Raw genomic sequence first — 25,485 nt, forward strand, 5'->3', positions numbered from 1 at the left:
ATGCGGCAAGCCGACACGTGACTGCTGGCCGTAGGTGCCGGCGCCGGCAACGCGAAACAATTCGTGGAGGGACCGTCAAATTCTCGAGTTTTGTCCATAGACATCCCAGCGAAACAGGTAAGAATGGAACCTATGCAGTCGTCCAAGATGCCCATAGCGGTTGTTGTTATCGCAATCATCATCGCGGTCGTAGCGATTAGTGTCGCCGTATTCTTCCTTGTCCGCCATCTGCGCCGCCAGCATGTCGCCAAGGTACTGGAACAGCGTGAAGACGACCAGGTTCATTACGCGTTCATCATCAATCCGTCCAAACCGCAGGCCAACGAGCGGCGCCGCCAGATCAAGTCGTTCTGCGAAAGCAAAGGCATCAAACAGATCGAGTTCATTGACACGCAGCTTGACAAGGACGGCCGCGCGTGCGCACTCGAAGCGCTCGGGCACGGCGCTGACGTCGTGGTCGCAGTGGGCGGCGACGGCACGGTGCGTACGGTGGCGAGCGCGATGTCGGGCAGCGGGCATGCGATGGGCATTCTGCCGATTGGCACGGGTAATCTGTTCGCCCGGAATCTCAACATTCCGGTGGATGACTTCGAGGCGGCCCTGACCATCGCCACATCGCACGGTTCAAGGAAGGTCGACGTCGGACGCCTGTCTCTGCTGGACGACCCGAACGAAGATCACCCGCATGCGTTCATGATCATCGGCGGGGTAGGTTTTGACGCGCAGATGATTGAGGAGACCGATCCGCAACTCAAGAAGAACATCAGCTGGCTGGCCTACTTCGTCAGCGGGGCGAAGAACCTGTTTACGCCGAAATTCAAGGCGGATGTGACCGTGACCGACGCGCACGGCAACACGCACACGGTTGACGGACTGGTGTTCCGCACGTTCATGGCCGGCAATTGCGGCGAAATACCGGTGTTTTCGCTGATGCCCAGCGCGTCCTATGATGACGGGCTACTTGATTTCGAAATCATCGACACGACCGGCGGCCTGCTTGGCTGGGCGAACCTGTTCAATGACGTGGTTCATCAGACCATCACCAAGAAGCCGCAGCAAAGCCCGCTGTCCACAAATTCGACCATCGAGCAGATGCAGGGCGTCAGCGCCGAAATCAAACTGGAAAAGGCGGCGCTTGCGGAGGTGGACGGCGATATGCTCGGTCGTACACGGCATATCCTCATCACCGTCGATCGTCAATCGCTGACCGTGCGTGCTCCGGAAAGCGACCCAGTCAAGGCGAGCGCGGCGGTTCCGGCATCCGTAACGGCAACAGCGTCAGGAGCAGCCCCCACCCCCGCGGCAGCAACAGTATCAGCGCCAACATCCACGCCGGCAACATCACTGGAGTCTGAGTCGAGTTGTGCACCCAAGTCGCCGTCAGTACGCACCGGGGCACCCGAAACCGCTTCCGCGGCTGCCCCGGCAACAGCAATCTGAATCAATCGCGCTGAGCATCCGTCGGCAACACATCATCCTGTTCGCGTTCATCGATGTCGGATACCACGCGGGCGACGTGCAACGCCAGATAAGCGATTTCCGCGGGAGTCAGATCCGCGCCCAATCGGATTGCGACGACATCGGCGATTTTCTGCGCGCACCGCATCTGATCGGGATAGGATTGCCTGATCGCCTCAATCACAGGTTCAGGCTCGCTGTCCAATTGGCGACCTTGGTAGATGCGCACGAACAGGTAACGCAGATGCGTGATGAACCGGCCGACACTGATATTGTGCTGGCCGAGCGAAACATTGTAGGTCTTCTCGATGATGACGAGCATCTGTTGGATAACGCCCGTCATGGTATAGGTATACGACAAATCCCCGTTGGAAAAGCCCGCATTGACCAGATGCAACGCGAACGCCACCGCCTCGCTGCGGGGCAGGGCATCATGCAGGTTGTCGTTGAGCGCTGAAACCAACGCCTCCCCTTGGACATACTCCCTGGCGTACAGGGAACGGACCTCCGCGTCGAGCGGGTATTCCACGGCGGTGCCGCGCTTGGCCCGACGCAACGCGCCGACCACATGATCGGCGAGCGCCATGACGAGCGTAGGCGATTGCTCGGCTTGCTGGCCGAGCCCCACGCGCGTCATGGCGTCAGTGACTAGCCGAATCGTCTCCGGAGGGATATCCGCGAGCAATTCAGCTACATGATCAGGATCGCGGCCGTCGGAAGGAACGAATTTCCGCACGACCTTGGAGTCGTCGACCTTCTGGCCGGGCTTGGCTTTGAAACCAAGGCCCCGGCCGGTGAGGATGACCTCCTGGTCGCCGTCGCGCGCAAGCACGACATTGTTGTTGAAAACGCGGAGAATGTCCACGACGTTCCTTCCGATCAGCCCGCGATTCAGCGGGAGATCTCCAGGACGGCGTCTCCCGGCTTGACGTCGATGCCCGTCTTCGGGGTCACGCCGCCAAGCGCCGCGGTGTTCAGAACCGTCATCAAGGTGACGGTGTTAAAACCTGCCGCCTTGACTTTATCAAAGTCCACGGTCACCAACTTGTCGCCGGCGTTGACGCGTTGGCCCTTGATGACGGCCGGGGTGAAGCCCTCGCCGTTCATCTTGACCGTGTCGATGCCGACGTGCACAAGCACTTCGACCCCATCATCGGTCTTGATGCCGAAGGCGTGGCCGGTCTCGGCGACCGTCGACAGCTCGCCGGACACCGGGGCGTACACGGTGGAGTCAGTGGGCTGAATGCCGACGCCCTCGCCGAGCGCGCGGGAAGCGAACACCGGGTCGCCCGCCTCATCCAAGGAGATGACATGGCCGGCAACCGGGGCGACAACCGTATCAGTCGCGGTCTTGGTCGCGGTAGCGGTAGCAGTTGCGGCGGTATTGTCGCTCGCGGCGGCCGGGGCTTCGACCTCGTCCATCGACTGCTGGGCTTCCACCGCATGGTCGGCGGCCTTCTGCTCCGCGGTGCGGTAGTCGAGCGTGATGATCAGGAACATGGACACGAAGAACGCCACGGCGATGGCGATCGCATAGACCCACATCTGGCTGAACACCGGGATGGTCAGCAACGAGGTGAAGGCGAAGGCCGTCGTGGTCACGCCGTGCACAACCTGGCCATTGGCGAGCGTGGACGGGAAGATCCAGCCGAGGATCGCGATGACCACGCCACCGATGAAGCAGCCGATCAGCATGCGCTTGTACACCAGCTTGTAGCGCAGGTGGATGCCGTACAGGCTCGGCTCGGATACGCCGCCGAGCAGACCGGCCATGAGCGCGCCGAATGCGGTCTGACGCATGTCGACGTTCTTCTCGCGCATCGCGATGACCAGCACGCCGGCGGTCGCGCCGAAGCAGGCGAAGTTCCACACGCCCATCGGGCCCTGGATGAAGTCGTAGCCCAGCGTGTTGATGTTGACCAGCATGAGGGCGTTGAGCGGCCAGTGCAGGCCGAGCGGCACGAGGAACGGATAGAGCATAGGAATGAGGATCGCGAAGATGAACGGCGCGTTGTTGTTCAGCCATGCCAGGCCGACGCCGAGGCCGTTGCCGACCCACACGCCCAGCGGGCCGAGCAGGAAGGCGGTGACCGGGATCATGATGACCATGGACAGGAACGGCACGAACACCATCTGCACACTGTCGGGGATGATCCGTTCGAGGCCCTTATAGACGAGCGCGAGCACGGCGACCATGAACAGCGGCACGAACACGGAGCCGGAGTAGTCGTTGAGCTGCAACGGCAGGCCGAACACCTTGGTGGAGCACGACTGCGTGCCCAGCGTGGCGTTGGTCACGCAGTTGAGGGCGCCCTTGGCCGCGGCCAGACCGCTCTTGTCACCGAAGATGCCCGACCACTTGTCAGGCGCGGACAGGGCCATGAACTGCGGGGTCATAAGGGCCGCCATGATGGTGGCGCCGACCCAGCCGTCGACCTTGAGCTTCTTCGCGCCGTTGTAGGCGATCATGATCGGCAGGAAGTAGAACACGCCCTCATACGCGGCCTTGCACAGCAGCAGGGTCGGGCTTTCCGTGTCGTTGGAGATGACATGGCAGGCGATAAGCACGTTGAGGATCGCGATGATCAGCGACGCGCCGAGCAGCACGTTGATGATCGGACGGAACGTGTCGGACAGGAACTCGAAGAAGTTGTCCACCCACGCGTGCTTGCCCTTGACCTTGGAACGCTCCTGGGCCTTGACTTCGGCGTTGGACAGCTTCTTGGAGCCGTCGTTGTTGACTTCGCCGCCGCCGATATTGGCCATTTGCGGCAGCTGCATGATCTTGTCGTACATGGTGGCGACGCCGCCGCCGATGACGACCTGGTAGCGGTCACCGCTCTGCGGTACGGCACCGAGCACGCCTTTCATGTGCTCGAGGCGGTTCTGGTCCACCTTGCCCGCGTCGACAAGCTCGAACCGCAGACGGGTGGCGCAGTGCGTCAGGCTCTTGATGTTGCCCGGACCACCGATCGCGTCGATGATCTGCGAGGCAGTTGATTCAGCCATCGTCTTTCCTTCCTTGGACTGTTCTTCCTCTTCGAATTCACAAGGCGGCTGCAACAAAAAAGACCCGAGGCCCGGCAGCAGATGTGACAATGCCACCGTGTCTCAGGTCTTGCGTCTTGTTTGACTTGCAACCCTGCAATAAACGAATCGTTTTCACTATAGCGCCACAATCCGCTTTGCGCAACACGCGCCGTACCTTCGGACGGCATTGCACTACTAGAATCGCGGAATTCCAATGAAAACAGTACGTCACACGCCGGTGGCAGCGCAATGCCGCCGCCGCATGACGATGAGACACGGACGGGCCCGGCACAGCAACACGCCGCATATGCCGGACACGCCAGCCACGACTGCAAACGATAGCAAAAAGCGCAATCCGCACAATTGCGCCGATGCAAACGTTTCATTCGGCACGCAAGCGCATGACTTCGGCGATCGTTGCCATATGCCGGGACGCCTTGCGGCGAACATCCAAACGACGTGGCACAATTGAAGTCATGGTAGCAACAAACGCGGGTCTTCCCGCCACCCCAGCTGATCTGATCGACGTCGACGAAGTCATCGGCAAATACTATGACATCGTCCCCGACGTCAACATCCCCGAGCAGCGCGTGAGCTTCGGCACGTCCGGCCACCGCGGCTCCTCCCTGAAGACCTCGTTCAACGAGGCCCACATCGTCGCCATCTCCCAGGCCATCGCCGAGCACCGCAAAGCCGCCGGCATCACCGGCCCGCTGTACCTCGGCCGCGATACCCACGCCCTGTCCCTGCCGGCATGGAAGACCGCCATCGAGGTGCTCGTCGCCAACGGCGTGCGCGTGCGCATCGATTCGCGCGACGACTTCACCCCGACGCCGGTCGTCTCCCAGGCGATCCTGACGCACAACCGCGCGGCCGACGGCACGCAGCGCTTCTCCGGCGACGACCTCGCCGACGGCATCGTCGTCACCCCGTCGCACAACCCGCCCACCGACGGCGGCTTCAAGTACGATCCGCCGACCGGCGGCCCGGCCCCGGCCGAGACGACGAACGCGATCGCCAAGCGCGCCAACGAGCTGCTGCCCGATTTCAAGAACGTCAAGCGCGTCCCGTTCGAGCAGGCCGTCAAGTCCGACCTCGTCGAGCGCTTCGACTTCCGCAAGCATTACGTCGAGGATCTGGGCAATGTCATCGACTTCGACGTGATCAAGTCCTCCGGCGTGCGCCTGGGCATCGACCCGCTGGGCGGCGCGTCCGTCAACTACTGGCCGCTCGTCAACGAAGTGTACGGCACCTCCATCGAGGTCGTGCGCCCACAGGTCGACCCGACCTGGCGTTTCATGACCATCGACCACGACGGCAAGATCCGTATGGATCCGTCCTCGCCGTACGCGATGAAGGGTCTCGTCGACTCCCTCAACAACGGAGCATGGGACAAGTACGATCTCGTCGGCGGCACCGACCCGGACGCCGACCGTCACGGCATCGTGTGCCCTGACTGGGGCGTCATGAACCCGAACCATTACATCGCTGTCGTCGTCGAATACCTGTTCGGCAAAGACAAGAACGGCAACCCGAACCGTCCGGATTGGCCCGAAGGCACCGGCATCGGCAAAACCCTCGTGTCCTCCTCCTTGATCGACCGCGTGGCCGCCTCCATCGGCGCCAAGCTGGTCGAGGTCCCGGTCGGCTTCAAGTGGTTCGTCGACCCGCTGTTCACCGGCGAAGTCGCGTTCGGCGGCGAGGAAAGCTCCGGCATGAGCTTCCTGCGCAAGGACGGCCGCGTGTGGACCACCGACAAGGACGGTCTGATCCCCGACCTGCTGGCCGCGGAAATCACCGGCAAGATGGGCAAGAACCCGGCCGAACTGCACAAGGACCAGGTCGCCCGCTTCGGCGAAAGCTGGTACAAGCGCATCGACACGCCGACCACTCTCGAGCAGAAGCAGAAGTTCGCCAAGCTTACCGGCGACGACGTGACCGCCACCACCCTGGGCGGCGAGGAGATCACCGCGAAGCTCACCAAGGCTCCGGGCAACGACGCGCCGATCGGCGGCCTCAAGGTGACGACCAAGAACAACTGGTTCGCCGCCCGCCCGTCCGGCACCGAAAACATCTACAAGGTGTACGCCGAATCCTTCGACTCCCCCGAGACCCTCGACAAGGTGCTCGAGGAAGCGACCGAAGTCGTCGACAAGGCGCTGGCCGAGTGATTGCGGCTGGCGTTGCTGATGCGTCAGTGACGCTGATCGCGACAATCTGAGAGGCCGATGGCTGGAAAGCCAACTGCCGGAGGGTTGATGGCTTACAGGCCGGAGGACCAACAGAGGGAAGGACCCCGTTGCGGAATGTCTCCGCGGCGGGGTCCTTTCGTTTGCTGTGGTTGGAATTTGGGGCGGCGTGCGAGGATGCGCTCACACAACGGGCGATTAGACCGCTATATCAGCCGTTTCCGCGGTCAATATGCCCGCCGTGCGAGGAGGCAATCACACGATGGCCGTTTCAAAGGGTCCGAGCCGCCGGTCGGAACGTCAAGACGGGAGGCGTGTGAGGATTTACTCGCACAACAGGGGTCAGACGGTACCGCCCCAACCGCCCCGTCGCCTCCGGCTTCCACCATGTGAGGATTGGCTCACACAACAACCGCCAGACAGCATCAAACCGGCGATTCAACGCCGCCCGCACCCCATCATGTGAGAATCGGCTCACAAGTCAGATACTTCAGTGGCCGGAATCATCAACCAATATGGCGACATCATCAGTGTGAGCTGGGCAATGTGGCAAAACCAAGTACAGTCGATGCCCCTCAGATGTCACGCCCGCACCGCGGATTGGCTGTACGCACGCGAGGCGCGAATCCGCTCAGCGAGCCATGTATTTACTACTGCGTTGCGGCTGATGGCCAACTCTTCGGCCTCTTCGTCAAGCCCCTCGACGATCCAGTCAGGCATGGTCAAGGTGATACGCTTCTGGACGACCGGATGATGTTCGACGACGGGATGGTCCAAATCAAAGTACCCGAGCACTTCCTCGCCATCATCAAATCGTTGTTCCAGCTGTTGTGCATCAAGCAACTGGCTGTTATTTGCATTGGTCATAATATCGCTCCCCGTCTTTTCGTGACCGTCTGACCGAGATCAACCGGATGCGGTTCCCACGTCTCGAATTCAATGCTCCGCGGCCGATGCCGGTTCGGACAGAAGTCCGAAGCAAGTCCCAACATCTCGCGGAATCGCCGAATCGCGGGAGATTTTCAAAGAAACATCCCGACATCTCGTCATTCGCGGCCCTGTAAAAGAGATATTGAGAAGACGTGACATGTCCATTACCCGCCCCCTCGAGCGAGACATCGAGCGATGCTGACATCAAGGAACCACACCAAACACCCGTCCACGCACACGCCCACGCCGATGGTCACGTTACGCGGAGCGTCCGTCGTGTCGCTACCCGTTGGATTGCTGGGCTTGATGGACTATCGGTTTGCTTAGCCGGGGAATACAATGGGCGCACCGCGGTATAGGGCATTTCAATATCTGCGGGCTCCTCGCAGCAGTACTGTCGCCGGCGGATGGGAGTTTAGCGTGAACTGGCCTATCGGGCGCCGATCTCCCGCGCGCGGTGCGGGAGTTTGCGGGAATCACGCGTTCATGCGGATAATCTCCCAAGGTGAACGTTGGAATTCCGTGATTCTTGAATATTGGTCACAAGTCAGGTTTTGGGAGAACAGTGACCGATCGGCGCATTGGCGATAAACTCCCGCTGCAATCCGGGATTTTTCTGCCGAATCGCCGATTCGCGGCCAATCTCCCACGAGTGGCGGAAGATAACGGGAGATTATTCGGTTACATGCTTCTACGACGCAAACTCCCACGTTCATTACGACCCGTGCACAGGCCAGAATCCGCATCAAGCGGGCACAGCACAATACGCCCCTGAAAACCCAATGACTTCAACGGTATCTCAGTGGCTCAACCGGTGCCGTACCGCGCGCATCTTGGGACTCAGCTCGTCATCAGGCAGCGCATCGACCTGCTCGCACGACCCCAGCCGATCGGCCGTCTGGTAGTACCACAACTTGTAGTCGAGCGCGTCGAGGTTGTCTTGCAGCTCGCGCATCTTGTCCATCACGGCCTCGCGCTGGTTGCGGATCATATCAAGCCGGCGTTCGATGGTCGCATCGCCTTCGCCGCACAGGTCGACATAGCGTTTGATGTCCTTGATCGGCATACCGCCAGCCTTGAGGCACCCGATGATATTGATCATCGGCATGTCGTCATCGCAAAACACACGCGCCCCGCCGCTGGTCCGGCCCACGAACGGCAGCAGCCCTTCGCTGTCGTAATATCGCAGCGTCGAGGTGGACACCCCGAGCTTCTTCGCCATCTGGCCGATGGTGTATGTCGCCATCAGTGGCTCCTTTCAACGCTGGCTTGCACGTTCGAAGTCCTCCGTAGACCTTGGAAATCCTAGCACCTGAAGATATCCTACCGATGCAGAGTCAAGCCAAAGCACAGCATCGAAGCGCAGCACAGCATCGCAGCGCGCAATCGCGGCGACACGCACACAGACGCGCTTGCCGCTCCGGACCCGTGGATCCAAGGCGGCAGAACGGCAATGCGTCAGTTTGGCGCGATGTTGACGTCAGTTCGATGTCAACCCTCGAACATGGGTCTCGCACCTCAGCCTTCGACTTCGGACACCTTCACCAACGCCTTGACGACGCGGCGCGCATCCATGTCAGCGTAAGCCTGCGGCACCTCGTCCAGGGTGTACGTCTTGGTGAAGACGCGTCCCGGGTGGATGTTGCCGGCGAGCACTTCGTGCAGCAGACGCCGACGGGCGTAGGTGCGCACGGGGGCCGGGCCGCCCTTGATGCCGATGTTGCGGTAGAAGGTGATATCCGCCGGAATCTGCACACCGTGAGGCAGGCCCACGCGGCCGATGACGGCACCCGGACGGCCGACACGCAGCGCCGTGTTGAAGGACTGGGCGGAACCGACGCATTCGAGCACGGCATCGGCACCGGAACCCGTGAGCTCCATGACACGCTCGACCGCCGCGTCATCACGCTCGGGCACAATGTCGGTGGCGCCGAATTCGCGGGCGATGGCGGCACGATCGTCGTGACGGCTCATGGCGATGATACGGGTGGCGCCCAGCAATTTCGCAGACAACACGCCGCACAGGCCCACGGCGCCATCGCCGAACACCACGGCGGTGTCTCCGGGCTTGACTTCGGCGCTCACGGCCGCATGGTAGCCGGTACCCATCACGTCGGAGAGGGTCAGCAAATCGGCGAGCATCTCGTCAGAGAATTGTGCAGGGCTGGCGGGCGCGCCGGGAATATCGCCGGCGGCGAGCGCCTCGGACACGTTGACGACAGTTCCATTGGCATGCGGAACATGCAGGTATTCGCTCTGGCAGCCCTCGCCCTCGGCGGCGCCGAAGTAGCCGCCGTTCAGGCAGCTGGACTCGAATCCGGCCTTGCATGCCGCGCATTCGCCGCAGCTGATGGGGAACGGCACGATGACGAAGTCACCGGGCTTGGCGACGGTCACGTCGGCACCGACTTCGGTCACCACACCGATGGATTCGTGTCCGATCGGCGTTCCGGCGGAGTTAGCATCCTGGCTGCGGTACGGCCACAGGTCGGACCCGCACACGCAGGTGCGTACGACGCGGATAATCAGGTCTCCCGGGTTCTTGATAGCAGGAATCGGGCGTTCTTCGACGCGCACATCGCGCGGGCCGTAATAGATGGTTGATTTCATGGTTGCTCCTTTGGATTGAGGTATTGCACTGGATTGGATGATGTATCGGTGCCGGTCAACGGCAGACCGGCGGACGGCTCACGCGTCACGCGTTGTACATCACGCGTTGAGCTTGTCGTACTCGGCCTGGTCAAGAAACTCCTGCCAGTCCACAACCGACCCGTCTTCGCCGGCCGGCGTGATGGCGATGTGGGTGAGCGTGGAATCCGCCGCCGCCCCGTGCCAATGACGCACGTTCGGCGGGCAGATCACCACATCGCCGGCGTGCAGTTCGTGGGGCGGTTGCCCCTCCTGCTGCTCCCAGCCGTGACCGGCGGTGACCAGCAGAATCTGCCCCTTGGGGTGAGTGTGCCAGCGGTTGTAGCAGCCGCGGTCGAAGGTCACGTTGCCCGCACCCGCAGCCGGTAGGCCGCCGAGCATGCGCAGCCAGACATGTCCGGTGAAATTCTGGCCGTCCGCAGGCTCGCCCAACGCGAATGGCCCGTGCACGGGCGCCAGTTCGGTGGCATCATCGCCATAGATCTTGCGCACGATGCCGAACGCGCTCCATGCCTTGGGCCAGCCTGCATAAAACGCGAGCTGGGTGACGATCTCCACCATCTCGTCGCGGGTCACGCCGTTCTTCTTGGCGATGCCGACATGCGCTTCGAACTGCGGGAACAGCCCCTGCGCCATCAACGCCGCGCATGTGACCATGCTGCGGTCGTGCAGCGACAGCGAATCCTCGCGGCTCCACACTTCCCCGAACAGCACGTCATCGTTGAGATGCGCGAACACCGGGGCGAGATCGCCGAGGTTGTCGCGTCCCGCGGTCTGCTTGATTGCCATGTTCTTCACCTTGTCTTTCTGCGGATCGGCTTGCTCCGGATTCCGGATTATCCCAGCTTTCCGCGCCGGTTCCTTCCGGCCGGTTTCCCGAGATTCCTCCCGTTCCGGGTTGCCCGGAACGTTTCGATATCCGCGATGCGATACCTCAACCCTAAAGGTTCAAGTTCACTTGAAGTCAAACGGCGACACGCCGGCATTGCGTACGACCGTATCCCGCCCCCTCCGTAAGGTGGAGGCATGACGATCACGGTTTCGACGGATGGATCAGCACTAGGCAATCCGAACGGCCCGATGGGGTGGGCATGGGCCGACCATACGCCGCACGCGGGCGGGACGCCCGGGCATGAGCATGAGGGCGATTGCGATGCAGGCGGCGCCTCCAACGGCACCAATCAGATCGGTGAGCTGTGCGCGGTGCTTGAAGCCTTGCGCGCTCATCCAGGCGCTGAGCCGCTCGTCATCGAATCCGACTCGCAGTATGCCATCAACTGCTCCACGACCTGGGTGCGCGGCTGGAAAAAGCATGGTTGGAAGAACTCGCAGGGCAAGCCGGTGAAGAACCGTGAGCTCATCGCCGCCATCGACCGTGAGATCTCGCAACGGCCCGGACCGGTGAAATTCGTGTGGGTCAAGGGGCATAACAACAATCCCGGCAATGAAAAAGTCGACCACCTCGCCCACGGGTATGCGGGCGACTGCCGCGGCGGCGTCAAACCGGGGTATCTGCCGCTTGAAGGCTGGCAGTCGCTGCTCGCCTCCGAATACGCCAAAGGCACCGTCGTGCCCGAGGATGCGCACATGCTGATGGAAGGCAAGATTTCCGCAGCCGAATACCATCTGGGACGCGCTGAAGACACCGGCGGCGTGCCAGGCGCGGGCGACGGGCAGAGCGCAAACGGCGGACCGGCTTCACGGGTTTCCTCCGGCACGCGCCACACTCATTCGCTGGCTGATCGACTGGCTGAGCCTGAGGGTGTACCGGATGATTTGCCGGATTATCGCGCCGCTGCGGGGTCGGTGGATGCGATAGATGCTGCGGATAGTGCGACCACAGCAATCGCCGCTGCGGGCAAGGGCGATACGGTCACCGATGCCGCAACCGCCTCCGACATTGCGCCCGCCGTTATTGATTCCGCCGAGGCCGCCGAATCAGGCGACAGCGAGACAGCGGCATCCCCCGCCACCGGCCAATCCGCACCCGTACACAGCACCGCATCCGTCACGCCCGCAGCATCCGGCGCGAACCGCCCGCGTGTAGTCCCGGGCCTGACGCTCTCCGGCACGCTGCGGTTCTCCCCGCCACCATCCAGCAGCCCGACATTCAGCGGCGAGCCCCGCCATATTCACGGGCTGGTGGAAATCGACGGATACGTACAAGGCGACGGCTCGATTGAACTCAACGGCGCACGGTTCATGCTCGGGTAGGCGGGTGTCCGACAATTTGCCTTGCCTGGCGTATCCTCGCAGGACCGCCCGGCAAGGGCTGCACTAGGTGTCATGCCAGCGGAAAGCCGTATCCAGCCAATCCTTGTCTTCCGTGTGGGAGATTTCCACAAACACACCGGCAGACCGGCCCCGTCCCGGAACCTTGCGGAAGATTGTCGCGCAAACGCCATCCAAGAGACAATCTCCCGGCACCAGCCCAAGGAGCCGATTTCAAGAATCGCGGAATTCCAACGTTCTTGCTGGGAGATTATCCGCGGGAACGCAGCATCGTACAAAAGTCCCATATGGAACGCGGGAGATTATCCCCCGAATCACAACAACCGGGTATTCTCCCACCATATCCGGGAGGTCACAACCGGTTCACATCTCGTTGATAGGGTTTCCGCATGACATCACCTCGTGCAATTACACCCCCTGACGGGCACTCCGCCGACGTGTACTCCCCTGCCAGCACCCCGATCAGCATCCGCCTGATGCAGTCCGACGACTTTCCCCGGTTGCTGGCGCTGTGGCAATCATGCACCGGCATGGGGCTCAACGATGTCGACGATACTCCGCAGGGCATCGCGCGGTTTCTCGCACGCAACCCGACCACCTGTTTTGTGGCGCAATCCGACACGGACGGCAGCATCTTCGGCGCCATTCTCTCCGGTCATGACGGTCGACGCGGCTACATCTATCACACGGCGGTCAGCCCGTCCGCCCGGCACCAAGGCATCGCATCCCGGCTCGTCTCCTGCGTATGCGATGCCATGAAGCGCGAGAATATCGCGAAAGTCGAGCTCGTGGTGTTCTCCCGCAACGCTGCGGGCAATGCGTTCTGGGAAGCTCAGGGATTCACCGCACGGCGCGACCTGGTATACCGCAATCTGGCGCTGCGGCAGATCACCCGATACGATTCATGACAGCCGCCCCGCGCGCATCCCACCGCAGGGACCTTACGCGCCCACTCTCTCATACACGCCCGCGATCACAAGACCATCCTCAGTCGCACCCGCGCAGCCGGCTGACCAGCAACCACCCGTAGAAGAGGAACCCGAACAGCGCACACACCCCGCAGATCACATACATACTGCGGAAACCGCACCAGTCGGCCACAATCCCCCACAGCAACGCCCCGCCACCATACGCGACATCGGCCGACGCTGAGAAGAACGCGGTCACGCGCCCACGCTGGTCGGGCTCTATACCGTCAAGCACCAAGGTGTTCATGATCGGCTGCAGATTGGCTTGGCCGGCGCCATACAATGCCGCCGCAAGCAGCAGCACGCCAAGGTTCGGGGCGTTGGCCACCAGGAAAAACGTGGCGCATACCATGGCTAGACTCACCGACACCACCACGGATTGCCGGAAGCGTATGAGCTGCGGCGAGACGAACAGCCGAACGACGACCGTCGACACCGAGGCGACCACGAAATACACGCCCGCATTGGCGATACCCGCCTCCACCGCGAACTGCGCGACGAACGCCGTTACGCCGGCGGCAGCGCAGAACACCACGAACATGACCGCGCTCGGCAACAGGATCCCCGGCCGCATCAGCAATGCCAGGGAGCCGCCGTCATGCAAGCGTTCATCTTTCCCGGATATCGAAGCGGCGGACCGCCCCGGCACACCCCGATCGGCGAGCAGCAGGCTCAATGCCAAGGCGGCCGCGGTGAGCACGACCCCGACCACGAACAGCATCCGGTACCCGAAATGCTCGACCACGCTCAGCCCGATCAGCGGCCCGATTGCACTGGGGACCACTTGGGCGAGGCTGAAATACCCGAGTCCGGTCTGCAAACGGCCCGGCGGAATCAGATCCGCGGCCAGTGTCGACGTCGACGTGGTCTGGATGCCGTTGCCGATACCTTGCAAAAACCGCAGGCAGAACAGCATAAGCAGGGTCCGGAACACGTTGAGCAGCGAGAAATCAACCAGCAGTATCGCCAGGCCGACAATCAGCAGCACGCGCCGACCATAACGGTCAAGCAGCACTCCTGTGGGGAAACGGAAGATCAGAGCGGAAATACCCAGGATGCCCACAATCGCCCCCGATACCGCCGTAGAACCGCCAAGCGAGGCGACATACAACGGCAGGGTGCCCATCTGCGTGGTGATGGCGGTGGAAGCGAGAGTCGCAATCACCATCACCAGGATGAAATCCTTGCTCCAGATGCGCTGCCCTCCGGCCTCCCGCCCGCCTCCCGTGCGGGAGGCGACAGCTGCCTGCCGCCCTGATTGCGTAATCCCGTCCGTGATATCGCCCGACGCCGTCCGCGCCGCCAACCGTATTGTCAACAGACCTGCTCCTTTCCCCGCTCCTCTTTCATCTCCCCCGATTACCAATACCGCTGCCTGCGACGCAAATCTCCGCCGGCAGTGCACGAACTCACACGAGCGCCGGTTCCCTACTCGCCTCCATGGTCTCATCCGCCAAGGGCGAAATGGCGAAATTGCTCAGGAACTCGCGTGTCCGCTCCTCCTTGGGATGGTCGAATATCTCCTGCGGCGAACCGCTTTCGACCACCACGCCACCGGACATGAACACCACCTGGTCGGCGACCTCGCGGGCGAACTGCATTTCGTGGGTGACCACGATCATGGTCTGCCCCTCGTCGGCAACCTGGCGCATCACCGCAAGCACATCGCCCACAAGTTCCGGGTCGAGGGCCGATGTCGGCTCGTCGAACAGCAGCAGGTCAGGCTTGATCGCCATGGCGCGGGCGATGGCGACCCGCTGCTGCTGGCCGCCGGACAGCTGCACCGGGTACATATCAGCCTTCTCCAGCATGCCCACTTTCCCGAGCATCTCCAACGCGGTCGCCTTCGCCTGGCCCTTCGGCACCTTGCGGGGCGTGACCAGCCCTTCCATGACGTTCTCCAGCACGGTCATGTTGGCGAACAGCTCATAGGACTGGAACACCATGGCGGTCCGGCGTGCGATATCCCGCCGTTCGTGGCTGCCGATATGGCTGAAGTCGCACCGTACCGTGCCGCCGAGCGCATACTGGCCCTCATCCGGCTCCTCCAGCAGGTTCAGGCATCTGAGGAACGTGGTCTTGCCCGAGCCGCTCGGGCCGATGATGCACACCACTTCGCCGCGTTCCACATTGAGCGAGACCCCTTTGAGGATCTCGTTGTCGCCGTACCGCTTCTTCAGGCCGACAATCTGTGCTTCGATCATGATGATTCCTTTCCTTTGCCTTGCCTTGGCTTGCGCACGTCTCCGGGTTCCGGCGCCCACGCCCTACGCTCCACGCCCACGCCCTACAGGACCATGTCCACGGAGCGTCCCGTCTCGATGACATTCTTCGCGTTGTCCAACGCCGCCACCGCGATCTCGTCGACCGCCCGCTGCGTGTAGTAGGCCACGTGCGGGGTGACCATCACATTGGGGTATCGGGTCAGCCGCCGCACCAGCGGGTTGTTCTTCCACCCGGTGGCCATATACCGTTCCTCGTCCTCCACGCAGTCGAGCACCGCGCCGCCCACGCGCCCGGCGTCCAGGGCGGCGAGCAGCGCCTCCGTGTCGACGATCGCCCCGCGGGCGGTGTTGACCAGGCATGAGCCTTCCTTCATCCGGGAAAACGCGCCGAAGTCGAACTTGTGGTATGTCTCCTCGGTCAGCGGCACGTGGATGGAAATCACATCGGACTGCTCGAGCAGCCGGTCGAAGTCGACGTATCGTACACGGCCTTCGAGCAGCGGGTTCGTCCGGGCGCTGCAGGCGATCACATGCCCGCCGAGCGCCGTCACACCGTCGGCGACCACGCTGCCGATACGCCCGGTGCCGAGCACGCCCACGGTCACGTCTGACAGTTCACGCCCGATCATGGTGCGGCTGTCCAACGCGTCCTTCTCGACCGCGGCGATGCACCGCAATCCCATGAGCACCGACATCAGTGCGAAATGACCTACGGACGTCGGGCTGTAGCCGGGAACATTCGTGACGTGGAAGCCATATTGCTGCGCATACTGCCGGTTGAGCCCGTCCACGCCGGTCGCCGTGATCGACAGCTGCCGGATGCCGTACCCGTGGAGCGTGCGGTAGATGCCCTCATCCGAACGCATCGCGTCGCTCAGGTACAGGCAGATGCCGTCATAGCCTTCCACCATGCCGATATTGCCGGCGTTGAGCCCTTCGCGCACGCAGGTCACCTCGACGCCGTTGCGCTGCGACCACTGCCGGATCGCCGGATAGGCCAGGGGGTTCGCCCCGAAATAGATCAGCCGCATTCCGACACCTCCTGTTCAGCGAGCGCCCGCGAGCATGGGTTCATGGTCGGCCGGACAGGAGCCATCACAAGGACCACCGTCGCCTGGCTCCTTGATTCTTGCCTGTTCCAGGGCTTCGCCGATGATGCCGATGCCGCGGTCGATCTCCTCGAGCGACGGCCGGGTGAAGTTCAGGCGGAAGTCACGCTCGTAGCCGTGGCCGGTGACGCTCATCACGTCGCCGGGGATGACGGCGACATGACGGTCCGCGATGATGTCGTAGAACGCGTCCGGATCGATGTCGTCCGCCATGCGACAGCCGATGAAGTACCCGCCGGTCGGGCGGATGTAGCGCAGCATGCTCCTGGGGATCCTGTCAAGGGCCGCCATCATCGCTTCGACGCGCTCGCGGTAGAGGCGTTTGAGGTATTCCACGTGGCCTTCGAAGTCGTAGTGCAGCATGAATTCGGCGAGCATGACCTGCCAGTAGTAATTCGAGTGGGAGTCGGCCACCTGTTTGGCGAGCACGAGTTTGCGCATGAGTTCGTCGCCAGCCATGAGGAACCCCAGGCGGGTGCTCGGCGCGAGTACTTTGGAGAACGAGCCGGAGTAGATGACCCGGCCGTCGGTGTCGAAGGATTTCATCTTCGCGATCGGGTCGCCGAAGTACAGCAGTTCGCCGTACGGGTCGTCCTCGAAGATCACGATGTCGTACTTGCGGGCGAGCTCGTAGACGGCTTTGCGCTTGTCCAGCGGCATCGAGGTGCCGAGCGGGTTCTGGAAGGTGGGGATCAGGTACATCATCTTGATGTTCGGCGTGGTGCTGAGGATGTGTTCGAGCGCATCAAGGTCGACCGATTGCGCGTCCAGGTCCATGGGTACGGGCATCGGTACGGCGCCATAGCTCTGGATCGCCTTGACCGCCCCGGAGAAGGTCTGGTCCTCGCACAACACCACGTCGCCCGGGTCGCACAGCACCTTGACGACCAGGTCCATGCCCTGGGTGGAGCCGGAGACGATGAGCACGTCGTCGTCGTTCCTGATATCCGCATTGTTCGCGAGCCGCTCCTTGATGAGGCGTCGCAGGACCGCGTAGCCTTCGGAGGGCGCGTACTGGAGGAACACGTTGGGGTCGTACTCGGTGTACAGCTTGTTCGAGATCGTACGCAGCGTATCCATCGGGAACGCCTCGGTCGCCGGGTATCCGTAGGCGAAGGAGATGGTGTCCTTGGCCGCCATGGCCCGTTTGGCGTTCTCGCGCAGCGGCGATCCGGTCAGGTGTGCCATGCGGGATGCGAATGTGAATGTCGTGCTCATGTCTGTAATCCTTTGCTTTGATGTGCGGCCGCGCTGTGCGCCTGCCGTCTTGTGTCCGATCGGTGCTTATGCGTGCTCCAGCTGGCTGGTGAAGCGGGACAGGAACTCCTGCGTCCGCTGATGCCTGGGGTGTTCGAAGACCTCCTGGGGCGTGCCTTGTTCCAGCACCACGCCCTTGTCCATGAAGACCACCTTGTCGGCGATCTCGTAGGCGAATTTCATCTCGTGGGTGACCAGGATCATGGTGGCCCCGGCGTTCGCGATGTCACGGAGCAGACCGAGCACCTGCCCGACCAGTTCCGGGTCGAGCGCCGATGTCGGTTCGTCGAACAGGGTGACCTTCGGATCCAACGCGAGCGCCCGGGCGATGCCGATACGCTGCTGCTGGCCGCCGGACAGTTGGCTGGGGTAGAAATCCTTGCGTTCGGACAGCCCGACCTTGTCGATGAGCTCTTCGGCACGCCGGTCGGCTTCGGCCTTGTCGGCCTTGCCGGTGGCGACCATCGGCATGGCGATGTTCTCCAGCGCGGTCTTGTTGCTGAACAGCGCGTAGTTCTGGAACACCATCGCCGTTTTGCGCTGGTAGTCGAGGACGTCCTTCTTCGAGGAGGTTTTCACGTCGATATGGCTGCCATCGAGGTCGATGTGCCCGGCGTCGGCTTTCTCGAGGAAGTTCAGGCACCGCAGGAACGTGGTCTTGCCGGATCCGGAGGAGCCGAGGATCACCACGACCTCGCCGTCCTCGACGTCCATGTCCACGCCGTTGAGCACCTGCTGTTTGCCGAAGGCCTTGCGGATTCCGCGGATCTTCATCATGCGACGGCCCTCCTGGTGTGTACGGTCAGCACGCGTTCGAGCAGACCGGATGCTTGTTCGATCAGGGCGACCACCGCCCAGTAGATCAAGGCGACGCCCACATACGCTTCAAGGAAGGTGTAGCTTTGCTGCCCGGAGATGGTCGCCGCGGAGAAGATGTCGACGACCCCGACCATGGAGCACAGGGCGGAGGCCTTGATGAGGTTGATGAGCAGGTTGCCGAAGACCGGGACCGCGACCGGGACCGCCTGCGGCAGCAGCACCCTGCGGATGGTCTGCATACGGGTCATACCGATGGATTGGGCGGCATCGAGCTGGCCTTTGCGCACCGATGAGAACGCGCCGCGGAAGATCTCGGTGCCGTTGACCACGGCCATGAGCCCCAGGCAGATGACGGCGATCCAGATCGGGTTGATCTGCTTGAATCTGATCGACCAGCCCAATGATCTGGCCATCGGGTCGAACCCGGTGGAGAAGAACAGGTACAATGCCAGGAAGATCAGTACGACCGGCACGCCCTTGAAGATCGTGGTCAGGGTCTGGAAGACCGGGGAGAGCACGACCACGTTGTAGTAGCGCAGCAGTGCGATGATCAGTCCGAGCGCCACGCCGATGACGAGGGCCGCGAACGATACCTCAAGCGTGGTACCGAGGTAACGCACCGAGTAGATGATCGCCTGGATCATCGCCTGGAAGTTGAAGTCCATGGGTCTCACCTCGCTTAATCCTCGGGCACGTAGTCGGCGCCGTAGTACTTCTGCGACAGCTTCTTGAAGGTGCCGTCGTCCTTGAGCTGCTTCATCGCGGTGTTCACGCGCTTCATGAGCGTCTTGTCGGCCGACTTGTTGAACAGGATGTAGGAGCTCGACTTGTTGACGGCATTCTTGCTGCCTTTCAGCCCCTTCTTGAAGGAATCGTTCCACAGGTCGAGCGAGTACTGCGGGGCGAGGGTGGCGTCGTAGGCGCCCGAGGTCAGGCCCTGGACGATCTGCTCGTTCGTGTACGTGCCGTAGACCAGGGTGAACGCGTTCGGGTTCTTCTTCAGGTAGGCTTCGGCCATCGCCGCCTGATTGGTGGCGGTGGTCACGTAGACCTTCTTGCCCTTGAGCTCGTCGAAGGTCTGGTAGACCTTGCCGTTGTTCGGGTCTGAGACGATCAGCGTGTCCCACTTGGTCATGCCGACCGTACCGTAGGTGAACTTGGCTTTGCGTTCGGCGTTGATCTCGTACTCGTAGACGGCGATCTGCGCCTTGCCGCTGGACAGATTCGATAGGGAGGTCGGGAAATCGCTGGTCTCGAACGTGAACTTGTAGTATTTCGAGAGCTTGTCGCCGACGGCTTTCATGATGGCGACATCGTAGCCGTCCAGGTCGCCGTCCTCGTTCATGTAGCAGAACGGCTTGCCGTCGTTGCCAGTGGCGACCTTGATCTCCTGGACGCCTGAGGCGCTGGAACCGCTAGAAGAGCCGCCGCACGCGGTAAGTGCCCCGAGGGCGAATACGGACGTGAGCAGGATTGCGCCGATGGTGGTGAGCTTCTTGGAACCGAACATGATATGGTCTCTTTCTCTTCGTTTGATTGGTTGACGGGGTGAATGGGATCCTGCGCCCGGCACTCGGCCGGGAAAGCCTGGACCGCTGGCAGGCATGGCTTGCGCCAGGGTAGGGGAATCGGTAATGGAAATGCGGGGATATCGCAGGATGGGCCGCGCATGATATGCGGCGGGCCGGATCAGACGCCGGCGGCGGTGGCCGTGTTCTGGGCGACGACCTGCAACCCTGCTGCCGGGGCAGCAGAAGCGGCGACGCGCGTCCTGCGCGGCAACACCAGGCTCGGCATCTTCAGTCGCAGGGCGATATGCGGGGCATGCGCGGTGAAGCTCATGCGACGCTCGATCGCCGCGAAGACGCGTTCGAGGATGAAGCTGAGCGCCACGAAGATGACTGCCGCGCCGGCATAGGCTTCCATGGTGTGGAAGGTGGCGGCGCCCAAGGCCCTGGCCCTGCCGACCACGTCGACAACACCGATGGTGAATGCGAGCGACGTGTCCTGCAGCAACGCGATGGTGGTCGTTCCGAAGGACGGCATGGCGACACGCACCATCTGCGGGAAGATGACCTTCATATAGGTCTGCCGCTTGGTCAGGCCGCAGGCGATGCACGCATCGGTCTGCGTGCGGGGGATGCTCTGGATGGACGCCCTGATGGTCTCCGACTGGAATGCCGCCGTATTCAGCCCATACGCGATATAGACGAACATGACCTTGTTCCATCCGGAAATATCGATATGGAAGGCGGATTGCAGGAGGATCGGGACACCGTAATAGACGATGTACAGCTGGACGAGAATCGGGGTGCCGCGGACGAACGAGACGAATACGGCGGCGAGCTGGTTGAGTACGGGGATCCGCTCGATTCTCAGGAAGGCGATCAGGCTGCCGAGCACCAGCCCGACAATCGTCGCGACGAGGACGATCATGAGGGTCACGGGGAGGACCGCGACAAGACGGGGGAAATCCTTGCCTACAAGCGACCAGTTAAAGTATGCTGACATGGCATTGCCTTTCTCTTCGGCTGTCACACACCGGGGGCAGGAATCCCGGGGCGGCCGCCGGCACCTGCGAGCGCAGGCGGTGCGACGATGCCCCAGACGCGTATCGGACACGCACGGAAACCGTGGTCGAATACAGGAATGATGACTTCAATGCTGTGGTCCTTTCTTAAGGTGTGGTTGATATTCCCGTACCGTAAGAAGCATGAGTGTCGGCGAAATGTGAGAATCGTTTCCCGACGGTGACTTTCGTTTCATCCCGATGAATTCGGGCGTCCCGATAACGTTTCCGGTTGGGGGGAATATCAGCGATCCCGCCACCGTATCCGTTGCGCAGACGCGATATCGGGAGGAAACCGGTGAAGGAAGCACACGGACACGACGAAAATCGTCATTCGTCACACGTCGGAAACATGCGTGTTTGAACGCCCTAGAACAACACGCCGGCAGTGTCATGCTCTCCCACCCCGCAACCGGCGAGCGCACAACGCATAGGAACGCCCATCGTCGCAGCCCCGCGAAATACCGCCGCATCGATACTATAGAAGCAGGCTTCGGCGCATTATGCGAGGCGAAGCGACATCGTGGCGGCCGGCCCGGGATCGGCCTGCGGCAGGCCGCCACGGTGTCTGTCATACAGCGAGCTCAAAGGAGCATTATGGACAAGGCACAGCAAGACGCATTGAAGAAGGCAGCCGGCATCGAAGCCGCGAAGCTCATCCAGGACGGCATGATCGCCGGTCTGGGCACCGGTTCGACCGTGCGCTTCCTCGTGGACGAGCTCGGCCGCCGCGTGCAGGAGGAAGGCCTCAAGTTCACCGGCGTCACCACCTCACGTCGCACGCAGGAGCAGGCCGAGGGCTACGGCATCAAGATCGTGAACATCGACGATGTGGACCATATCGACATCACCATCGACGGCGCCGACGAAGTCGACAAGAACTTCAACGGCATCAAGGGCGGCGGCGCCGCCCTCCTGTGGGAGAAGATCGTGGCGATCAACTCCGACAAGGTCGTGTGGATCGTCGACCAGTCCAAGGTCGTCGACACCATCGGCAAGTTCCCGCTGCCGGTCGAGGTCATCCCCTTCGGCAACGGCCAGGTGATCCGCAAGTTCGAGGCGAAAGGCTACAAGCCGACGCTGCGCCTGGACGCCGAGGGCAAGCCGGTGCTCACCGACGAGAACGACTACGTGGTGGACCTGCACCTCGGGCGCATCGACCACCCGCAGGAGCTGGCCGAGGACCTCATCCACACCGTGGGCGTGGTGGAGCACGGCCTGTTCCTCAACATGGTGGACCAGGTCATCGTCGGCGATCCGGCCGGCCCGCGCGTACTGACCAACCCGAACAAGTGAGCGCGTAAACCCCCAAAACCCCCGTGGCAACCCACGGGGGTTTCTTTCACCATATGCGTGCATCCGTGGTACGAATCCGCCACGCATGAGACATGATAGAGTCAGCGGAACAGCTGGGGATACACTGAATGCGGTGCGTTGACGCACATCCGATACGATGCCCCATCGCAGAAAGGCAAACCCCATGGCCAACACGGCAGACGAGCCCCATTCCATCGACACCATCTGTGTCCAGGGCGGCTGGCAGCCGAAGAACGGCGAGCCCCGCACGCCCCCGATCGTGCAGTCCACCACGTTCAAATACACGAGCAGCGAACAGATGTCCCGCCTGTTCGACCTGTCCGAATCCGGGTATTTCTACACCCGCCTGTCCAACCCGACGAACGATGTCGTCGCCAAGAAAATCTGCGAACTCGAAGGCGGCACCGCGGCCATCCTCACGAGCTCCGGCCAGGCGGCGAATTTCTTCGCCCTGTTCAACATCTGTTCGGCCGGCGACCACATCGTGGCGTCGAACGCCATCTACGGCGGTACGTACAACCTCATCAACGTCACCATGCGCCGCATGGGCATCGACTGCACCTTCGTGCACCCGGACTGCACGCCCGAAGAGCTCGATGCCGCGTTCCAGCCCAATACGAAGGCCGTGTTCGGCGAATCCATCGCGAACCCCTCGCTCATGGTGCTGGACTTCGACAAGTTCGCCGCCGCCGCGCACAGGCATGGCGTGCCGCTGATCGTCGACAACACCTTCCCGACGCCTGTCAACTGCCGTCCGTTCGAGTACGGCGTCGACATCGTGACGCACTCCACCACCAAGTATATGGACGGCCACGGCTCGTGCGTCGGCGGCGCCATCGTGGATTCCGGCAACTTCGACTGGATGGCCCACGCCGACAAGTTCCTCGGACTCACCACACCCGACGATTCCTACCACGGCGTGACCTACGCCAAGGAGTTCGGCAATGGCGGCGCGTTCATCACCAAGTGCGTGGCGCAGCTCATGCGCGACTTCGGCTCCATCCCCTCGCCGTTCAACGCGTGGATTCTGGGCCAGAACCTTGAGGATCTGGGGCTGCGCATGAAACGGCACTGCGAGAACGGCTACAAGGTGGCGACGTTCCTCAACGAGGACCCGCGCATCTCCTGGGTGAACCACCCCGGCCTCGAAACCGACAAGTACTACGAGCTGGCACGCAAGTACATGCCGAACGGTACGTGCGGCGTCATCGCCTTCGGCGTGCCCGGTGGCCGCGACAAGGTCTCCGCGTTCCTCGACCATTTGAAGCTCGTGTCCATCGCCACCCACGTGGCGGACTCGCGTTCGTGCATCCTCTACCCGGCGGGCACCACGCATCGCCAGCTCACCGAAGAGCAGCTCAAGGAGGCAGGCGTCGGCATCGACCTCGTGCGCCTGAGCTGCGGCCTCGAAAACGCCGACGATATCATCGCCGACCTGAAGCAGGCCATGGACGCCACGCTCTGATCGCCCATGCGCACGGGCCTGTGCGCAGTAATACCGTGAATAGCCGAACCGCGAACGGATGGTGATCCCGCCCGTTCGCGGTTTTCTTTCCCGGCGTGCAATCACCATGTCAGGTTGCGTATGCCCGGACATACACAACCTGACGGATGGCCGGGCACCCTCCCCTCTCACGATGATGTGCCCGACGCCGCATGCAAACGTACCCGGTTCAACGAAGATGCGCCCGCAAGGCAAAGAAAAAGCCCCTCCGAAGAGGGGCCTGAGCTGTGAGCTACTCGCAGTCCATTGCGCGAGGCTTCACCGGGCAATACTACTTGCGCTGGTGACGAGTCTTACGCAGCAGTTTGCGGTGCTTCTTCTTGCTCATCCGCTTGCGGCGCTTCTTGATGACGGAACCCATCTGAAGCCTCCATTCCTATTACCGAAAGTTTGCAACTCGCCTAATACTACACGCATTCGGCGACTTTGGATAACGACATTCCGACGGCACGCATGAAAACGTGCCGGGCACCTGTCACAGCGGGAATTTCTGGCAGAAGACCGTCACCGCGTCGCTCGGGCCGTTCGCCTGGAACACCGCGGTATCGTTGATCCACACGGCGACCGCCTTCTTGCTGTCGGAAGCGTCCTTGCGGATCACATAGCTGCCGGTGGTCTTGCCGCTGACTTTCACATTACCGGACGCGATCTCGTCACCCGTCAGAGAGGCTGTCAATGTCTGATACTGCTTTTTCGCATCGTCAGCGCTCGACCATTGCGCGGTGATCAGCGAGATGTTCTTCGTGTCGTCCCCGGTGGAATACGTCATCGTGTACTCTTCCAACGGTGACGTGGATGTCCAGTTCGCACTCGGATTGGCGTCGGTCCGTGCATAGTTGACCACGCTGTCCGGCATGGCTTTCAGCAGGCTCGTCGCGTCCGTCGGCAGGGCCTTCGCTGAAATCGTCGGGGTTGATGGCGTTGTCGGGGTGGCGGATTTCTTGGTGCCGCTCGCCGTGGAGCTGGTGGTCGGCGTACTCGTCGGAGCCGCCGTCTTGTTGAGTGCCCAGCCCGGCCAGATGAATGCCGACAGCAATGCCAATACGATGACCACCGCCGCCACCGCAATCACTGCGGTGAGTTTGCCATGCGATGAGGATTGTTCAGTGTTCGCCATAGGGCTCATTCTCGCACAGCGGCATGACGCATGCCGGATGGCACTGGTGCATACCGGCACGGGAGTTGCACCAGTTTTCGGCCTGACGCGTTGCGCCCGACGCGCAATGTCG

At 62.0% G+C, this 25,485-nt stretch carries 23 protein-coding genes; 7 read left to right on the top strand and 16 right to left on the bottom strand.

Features of this window, described 5'->3' with window-relative positions:
* The first annotated feature begins 147 nt into the window (after positions 1-147).
* Complete coding sequence (locus WD012_RS01300) at positions 148-1,440, top strand: diacylglycerol/lipid kinase family protein (RefSeq protein WP_339562099.1); 1,293 nt, start codon at positions 148-150, stop codon at positions 1,438-1,440.
* 1 nt (position 1,441) lies between these two features.
* On the opposite strand, the gene WD012_RS01305 is transcribed toward WD012_RS01300, so the two are convergent.
* On the bottom strand, positions 1,442-2,323 hold the full coding sequence (locus WD012_RS01305) for a PRD domain-containing protein (protein ID WP_339561996.1): 882 nt from the start codon (positions 2,321-2,323) through the stop codon (positions 1,442-1,444).
* 26 nt (positions 2,324-2,349) lie between these two features.
* Complete coding sequence (locus WD012_RS01310) at positions 2,350-4,467, bottom strand: glucose PTS transporter subunit IIA (RefSeq protein ID WP_339561997.1); 2,118 nt, start codon at positions 4,465-4,467, stop codon at positions 2,350-2,352.
* A 235-nt stretch (positions 4,468-4,702) separates the two neighbouring features.
* Here WD012_RS01310 and WD012_RS01315 point away from each other — a divergent pair, with 235 nt between their 5' ends.
* The gene (locus WD012_RS01315; RefSeq protein ID WP_339561998.1) at positions 4,703-4,960 is read left to right on the top strand and encodes a hypothetical protein; all 258 of its coding nucleotides are present in this window, start codon (positions 4,703-4,705) and stop codon (positions 4,958-4,960) included.
* A gap of 4 nt (positions 4,961-4,964) precedes the next feature.
* Complete coding sequence (gene pgm / locus WD012_RS01320; RefSeq protein WP_339561999.1) at positions 4,965-6,659, top strand: phosphoglucomutase (alpha-D-glucose-1,6-bisphosphate-dependent); 1,695 nt, start codon at positions 4,965-4,967, stop codon at positions 6,657-6,659.
* Positions 6,660-7,259: 600 nt separating this feature from the next.
* Here the strand turns inward: pgm and brnA are convergent.
* The 4 genes from brnA to WD012_RS01340 all read right to left on the bottom strand — a co-directional run bounded on the left by brnA (position 7,260) and on the right by WD012_RS01340 (position 11,045).
* On the bottom strand, positions 7,260-7,544 hold the full coding sequence (brnA, locus tag WD012_RS01325) for a type II toxin-antitoxin system BrnA family antitoxin (protein ID WP_339562000.1): 285 nt from the start codon (positions 7,542-7,544) through the stop codon (positions 7,260-7,262).
* Between the two features lie 862 nt (positions 7,545-8,406).
* The gene (locus tag WD012_RS01330) at positions 8,407-8,853 is read right to left on the bottom strand and encodes a MerR family transcriptional regulator (RefSeq protein ID WP_339562001.1); all 447 of its coding nucleotides are present in this window, start codon (positions 8,851-8,853) and stop codon (positions 8,407-8,409) included.
* 272 nt (positions 8,854-9,125) lie between these two features.
* The gene (locus WD012_RS01335) at positions 9,126-10,217 is read right to left on the bottom strand and encodes a zinc-dependent alcohol dehydrogenase family protein (RefSeq protein WP_339562002.1); all 1,092 of its coding nucleotides are present in this window, start codon (positions 10,215-10,217) and stop codon (positions 9,126-9,128) included.
* A 99-nt stretch (positions 10,218-10,316) separates the two neighbouring features.
* The gene (locus tag WD012_RS01340) at positions 10,317-11,045 is read right to left on the bottom strand and encodes a carboxymuconolactone decarboxylase family protein (RefSeq protein ID WP_339562003.1); all 729 of its coding nucleotides are present in this window, start codon (positions 11,043-11,045) and stop codon (positions 10,317-10,319) included.
* 237 nt (positions 11,046-11,282) lie between these two features.
* Here WD012_RS01340 and WD012_RS01345 point away from each other — a divergent pair, with 237 nt between their 5' ends.
* Positions 11,283-12,470, top strand: coding sequence for a ribonuclease H family protein (locus WD012_RS01345; protein ID WP_339562004.1), 1,188 nt, complete (start codon positions 11,283-11,285; stop codon positions 12,468-12,470).
* A 494-nt stretch (positions 12,471-12,964) separates the two neighbouring features.
* Positions 12,965-13,396 (top strand): GNAT family N-acetyltransferase, encoded by a 432-nt coding sequence (locus tag WD012_RS01350; RefSeq protein WP_339562100.1) that lies wholly within the window; start codon positions 12,965-12,967, stop codon positions 13,394-13,396.
* Positions 13,397-13,475: 79 nt separating this feature from the next.
* Here WD012_RS01350 and WD012_RS01355 read toward each other — a convergent pair whose 3' ends face one another.
* The 8 genes from WD012_RS01355 to WD012_RS01390 form a co-directional block, all read right to left on the bottom strand.
* Positions 13,476-14,774, bottom strand: a complete 1,299-nt coding sequence (locus WD012_RS01355) for an MFS transporter (RefSeq protein WP_339562005.1) — start codon at positions 14,772-14,774, stop codon at positions 13,476-13,478.
* 91 nt (positions 14,775-14,865) lie between these two features.
* Entirely contained in the window at positions 14,866-15,660 is a 795-nt protein-coding gene (locus tag WD012_RS01360) for an amino acid ABC transporter ATP-binding protein (RefSeq protein WP_339562006.1), read from the bottom strand.
* A gap of 83 nt (positions 15,661-15,743) precedes the next feature.
* Positions 15,744-16,712 (bottom strand): NAD(P)-dependent oxidoreductase, encoded by a 969-nt coding sequence (locus WD012_RS01365; protein ID WP_339562007.1) that lies wholly within the window; start codon positions 16,710-16,712, stop codon positions 15,744-15,746.
* 15 nt (positions 16,713-16,727) lie between these two features.
* On the bottom strand, positions 16,728-18,008 hold the full coding sequence (locus tag WD012_RS01370) for an aminotransferase-like domain-containing protein (protein WP_339562008.1): 1,281 nt from the start codon (positions 18,006-18,008) through the stop codon (positions 16,728-16,730).
* A 66-nt stretch (positions 18,009-18,074) separates the two neighbouring features.
* Positions 18,075-18,824: an amino acid ABC transporter ATP-binding protein gene (locus WD012_RS01375; protein WP_339562009.1), complete on the bottom strand. Its 750-nt coding sequence runs from the start codon at positions 18,822-18,824 to the stop codon at positions 18,075-18,077.
* Positions 18,821-19,531 (bottom strand): amino acid ABC transporter permease, encoded by a 711-nt coding sequence (locus WD012_RS01380; RefSeq protein WP_339562010.1) that lies wholly within the window; start codon positions 19,529-19,531, stop codon positions 18,821-18,823. The genes WD012_RS01375 and WD012_RS01380 overlap by 4 nt, the downstream gene beginning before the upstream one ends.
* 14 nt (positions 19,532-19,545) lie before the next feature.
* Complete coding sequence (locus WD012_RS01385) at positions 19,546-20,376, bottom strand: transporter substrate-binding domain-containing protein (RefSeq protein ID WP_339562011.1); 831 nt, start codon at positions 20,374-20,376, stop codon at positions 19,546-19,548.
* Positions 20,377-20,555: 179 nt separating this feature from the next.
* Positions 20,556-21,377 (bottom strand): amino acid ABC transporter permease, encoded by an 822-nt coding sequence (locus WD012_RS01390; protein ID WP_339562012.1) that lies wholly within the window; start codon positions 21,375-21,377, stop codon positions 20,556-20,558.
* Positions 21,378-22,032: 655 nt separating this feature from the next.
* Between WD012_RS01390 and rpiA the strand changes: the two genes are divergently transcribed.
* Both rpiA and WD012_RS01400 read left to right on the top strand, forming a co-directional pair.
* The gene (rpiA, locus tag WD012_RS01395) at positions 22,033-22,731 is read left to right on the top strand and encodes a ribose-5-phosphate isomerase RpiA (RefSeq protein ID WP_339562013.1); all 699 of its coding nucleotides are present in this window, start codon (positions 22,033-22,035) and stop codon (positions 22,729-22,731) included.
* Between the two features lie 184 nt (positions 22,732-22,915).
* On the top strand, positions 22,916-24,217 hold the full coding sequence (locus tag WD012_RS01400; RefSeq protein ID WP_339562014.1) for an O-acetylhomoserine aminocarboxypropyltransferase/cysteine synthase family protein: 1,302 nt from the start codon (positions 22,916-22,918) through the stop codon (positions 24,215-24,217).
* Between the two features lie 310 nt (positions 24,218-24,527).
* Here the strand turns inward: WD012_RS01400 and WD012_RS01405 are convergent, their stop codons facing one another.
* Positions 24,528-24,617: a 30S ribosomal protein bS22 gene (locus WD012_RS01405; protein ID WP_004268639.1), complete on the bottom strand. Its 90-nt coding sequence runs from the start codon at positions 24,615-24,617 to the stop codon at positions 24,528-24,530.
* A gap of 114 nt (positions 24,618-24,731) precedes the next feature.
* A complete protein-coding gene (locus tag WD012_RS01410) occupies positions 24,732-25,373 on the bottom strand; it encodes a hypothetical protein (RefSeq protein WP_339562015.1) in 642 nt (213 codons plus the stop codon).
* Positions 25,374-25,485: the final 112 nt, after the last annotated feature.

Source organism: Bifidobacterium thermophilum, assembly GCF_037482445.1.
Classification (GTDB): domain Bacteria; phylum Actinomycetota; class Actinomycetes; order Actinomycetales; family Bifidobacteriaceae; genus Bifidobacterium; species Bifidobacterium thermophilum_B.

What these genes read in the sequence shown, in the direction of transcription:
- WD012_RS01300 (WP_339562099.1), top strand. Translation starts at nt 148, where the DNA reads ATGCCCATAGCGGTTGTTGTTATCGCAATCATCATCGCGGTCGTAGCG.
- WD012_RS01310 (WP_339561997.1), bottom strand. Translation starts at nt 4,467, where the DNA reads ATGGCTGAATCAACTGCCTCGCAGATCATCGACGCGATCGGTGGTCCG.
- WD012_RS01315 (WP_339561998.1), top strand. Translation starts at nt 4,703, where the DNA reads ATGAAAACAGTACGTCACACGCCGGTGGCAGCGCAATGCCGCCGCCGC.
- pgm (WP_339561999.1), top strand. Translation starts at nt 4,965, where the DNA reads ATGGTAGCAACAAACGCGGGTCTTCCCGCCACCCCAGCTGATCTGATC.
- brnA (WP_339562000.1), bottom strand. Translation starts at nt 7,544, where the DNA reads ATGACCAATGCAAATAACAGCCAGTTGCTTGATGCACAACAGCTGGAA.
- WD012_RS01330 (WP_339562001.1), bottom strand. Translation starts at nt 8,853, where the DNA reads ATGGCGACATACACCATCGGCCAGATGGCGAAGAAGCTCGGGGTGTCC.
- WD012_RS01335 (WP_339562002.1), bottom strand. Translation starts at nt 10,217, where the DNA reads ATGAAATCAACCATCTATTACGGCCCGCGCGATGTGCGCGTCGAAGAA.
- WD012_RS01340 (WP_339562003.1), bottom strand. Translation starts at nt 11,045, where the DNA reads ATGGCAATCAAGCAGACCGCGGGACGCGACAACCTCGGCGATCTCGCC.
- WD012_RS01345 (WP_339562004.1), top strand. Translation starts at nt 11,283, where the DNA reads ATGACGATCACGGTTTCGACGGATGGATCAGCACTAGGCAATCCGAAC.
- WD012_RS01350 (WP_339562100.1), top strand. Translation starts at nt 12,965, where the DNA reads ATGCAGTCCGACGACTTTCCCCGGTTGCTGGCGCTGTGGCAATCATGC.
- WD012_RS01360 (WP_339562006.1), bottom strand. Translation starts at nt 15,660, where the DNA reads ATGATCGAAGCACAGATTGTCGGCCTGAAGAAGCGGTACGGCGACAAC.
- WD012_RS01365 (WP_339562007.1), bottom strand. Translation starts at nt 16,712, where the DNA reads ATGCGGCTGATCTATTTCGGGGCGAACCCCCTGGCCTATCCGGCGATC.
- WD012_RS01370 (WP_339562008.1), bottom strand. Translation starts at nt 18,008, where the DNA reads ATGAGCACGACATTCACATTCGCATCCCGCATGGCACACCTGACCGGA.
- WD012_RS01375 (WP_339562009.1), bottom strand. Translation starts at nt 18,824, where the DNA reads ATGATGAAGATCCGCGGAATCCGCAAGGCCTTCGGCAAACAGCAGGTG.
- WD012_RS01380 (WP_339562010.1), bottom strand. Translation starts at nt 19,531, where the DNA reads ATGGACTTCAACTTCCAGGCGATGATCCAGGCGATCATCTACTCGGTG.
- WD012_RS01385 (WP_339562011.1), bottom strand. Translation starts at nt 20,376, where the DNA reads ATGTTCGGTTCCAAGAAGCTCACCACCATCGGCGCAATCCTGCTCACG.
- WD012_RS01390 (WP_339562012.1), bottom strand. Translation starts at nt 21,377, where the DNA reads ATGTCAGCATACTTTAACTGGTCGCTTGTAGGCAAGGATTTCCCCCGT.
- rpiA (WP_339562013.1), top strand. Translation starts at nt 22,033, where the DNA reads ATGGACAAGGCACAGCAAGACGCATTGAAGAAGGCAGCCGGCATCGAA.
- WD012_RS01400 (WP_339562014.1), top strand. Translation starts at nt 22,916, where the DNA reads ATGGCCAACACGGCAGACGAGCCCCATTCCATCGACACCATCTGTGTC.
- WD012_RS01405 (WP_004268639.1), bottom strand. Translation starts at nt 24,617, where the DNA reads ATGGGTTCCGTCATCAAGAAGCGCCGCAAGCGGATGAGCAAGAAGAAG.
- WD012_RS01410 (WP_339562015.1), bottom strand. Translation starts at nt 25,373, where the DNA reads ATGGCGAACACTGAACAATCCTCATCGCATGGCAAACTCACCGCAGTG.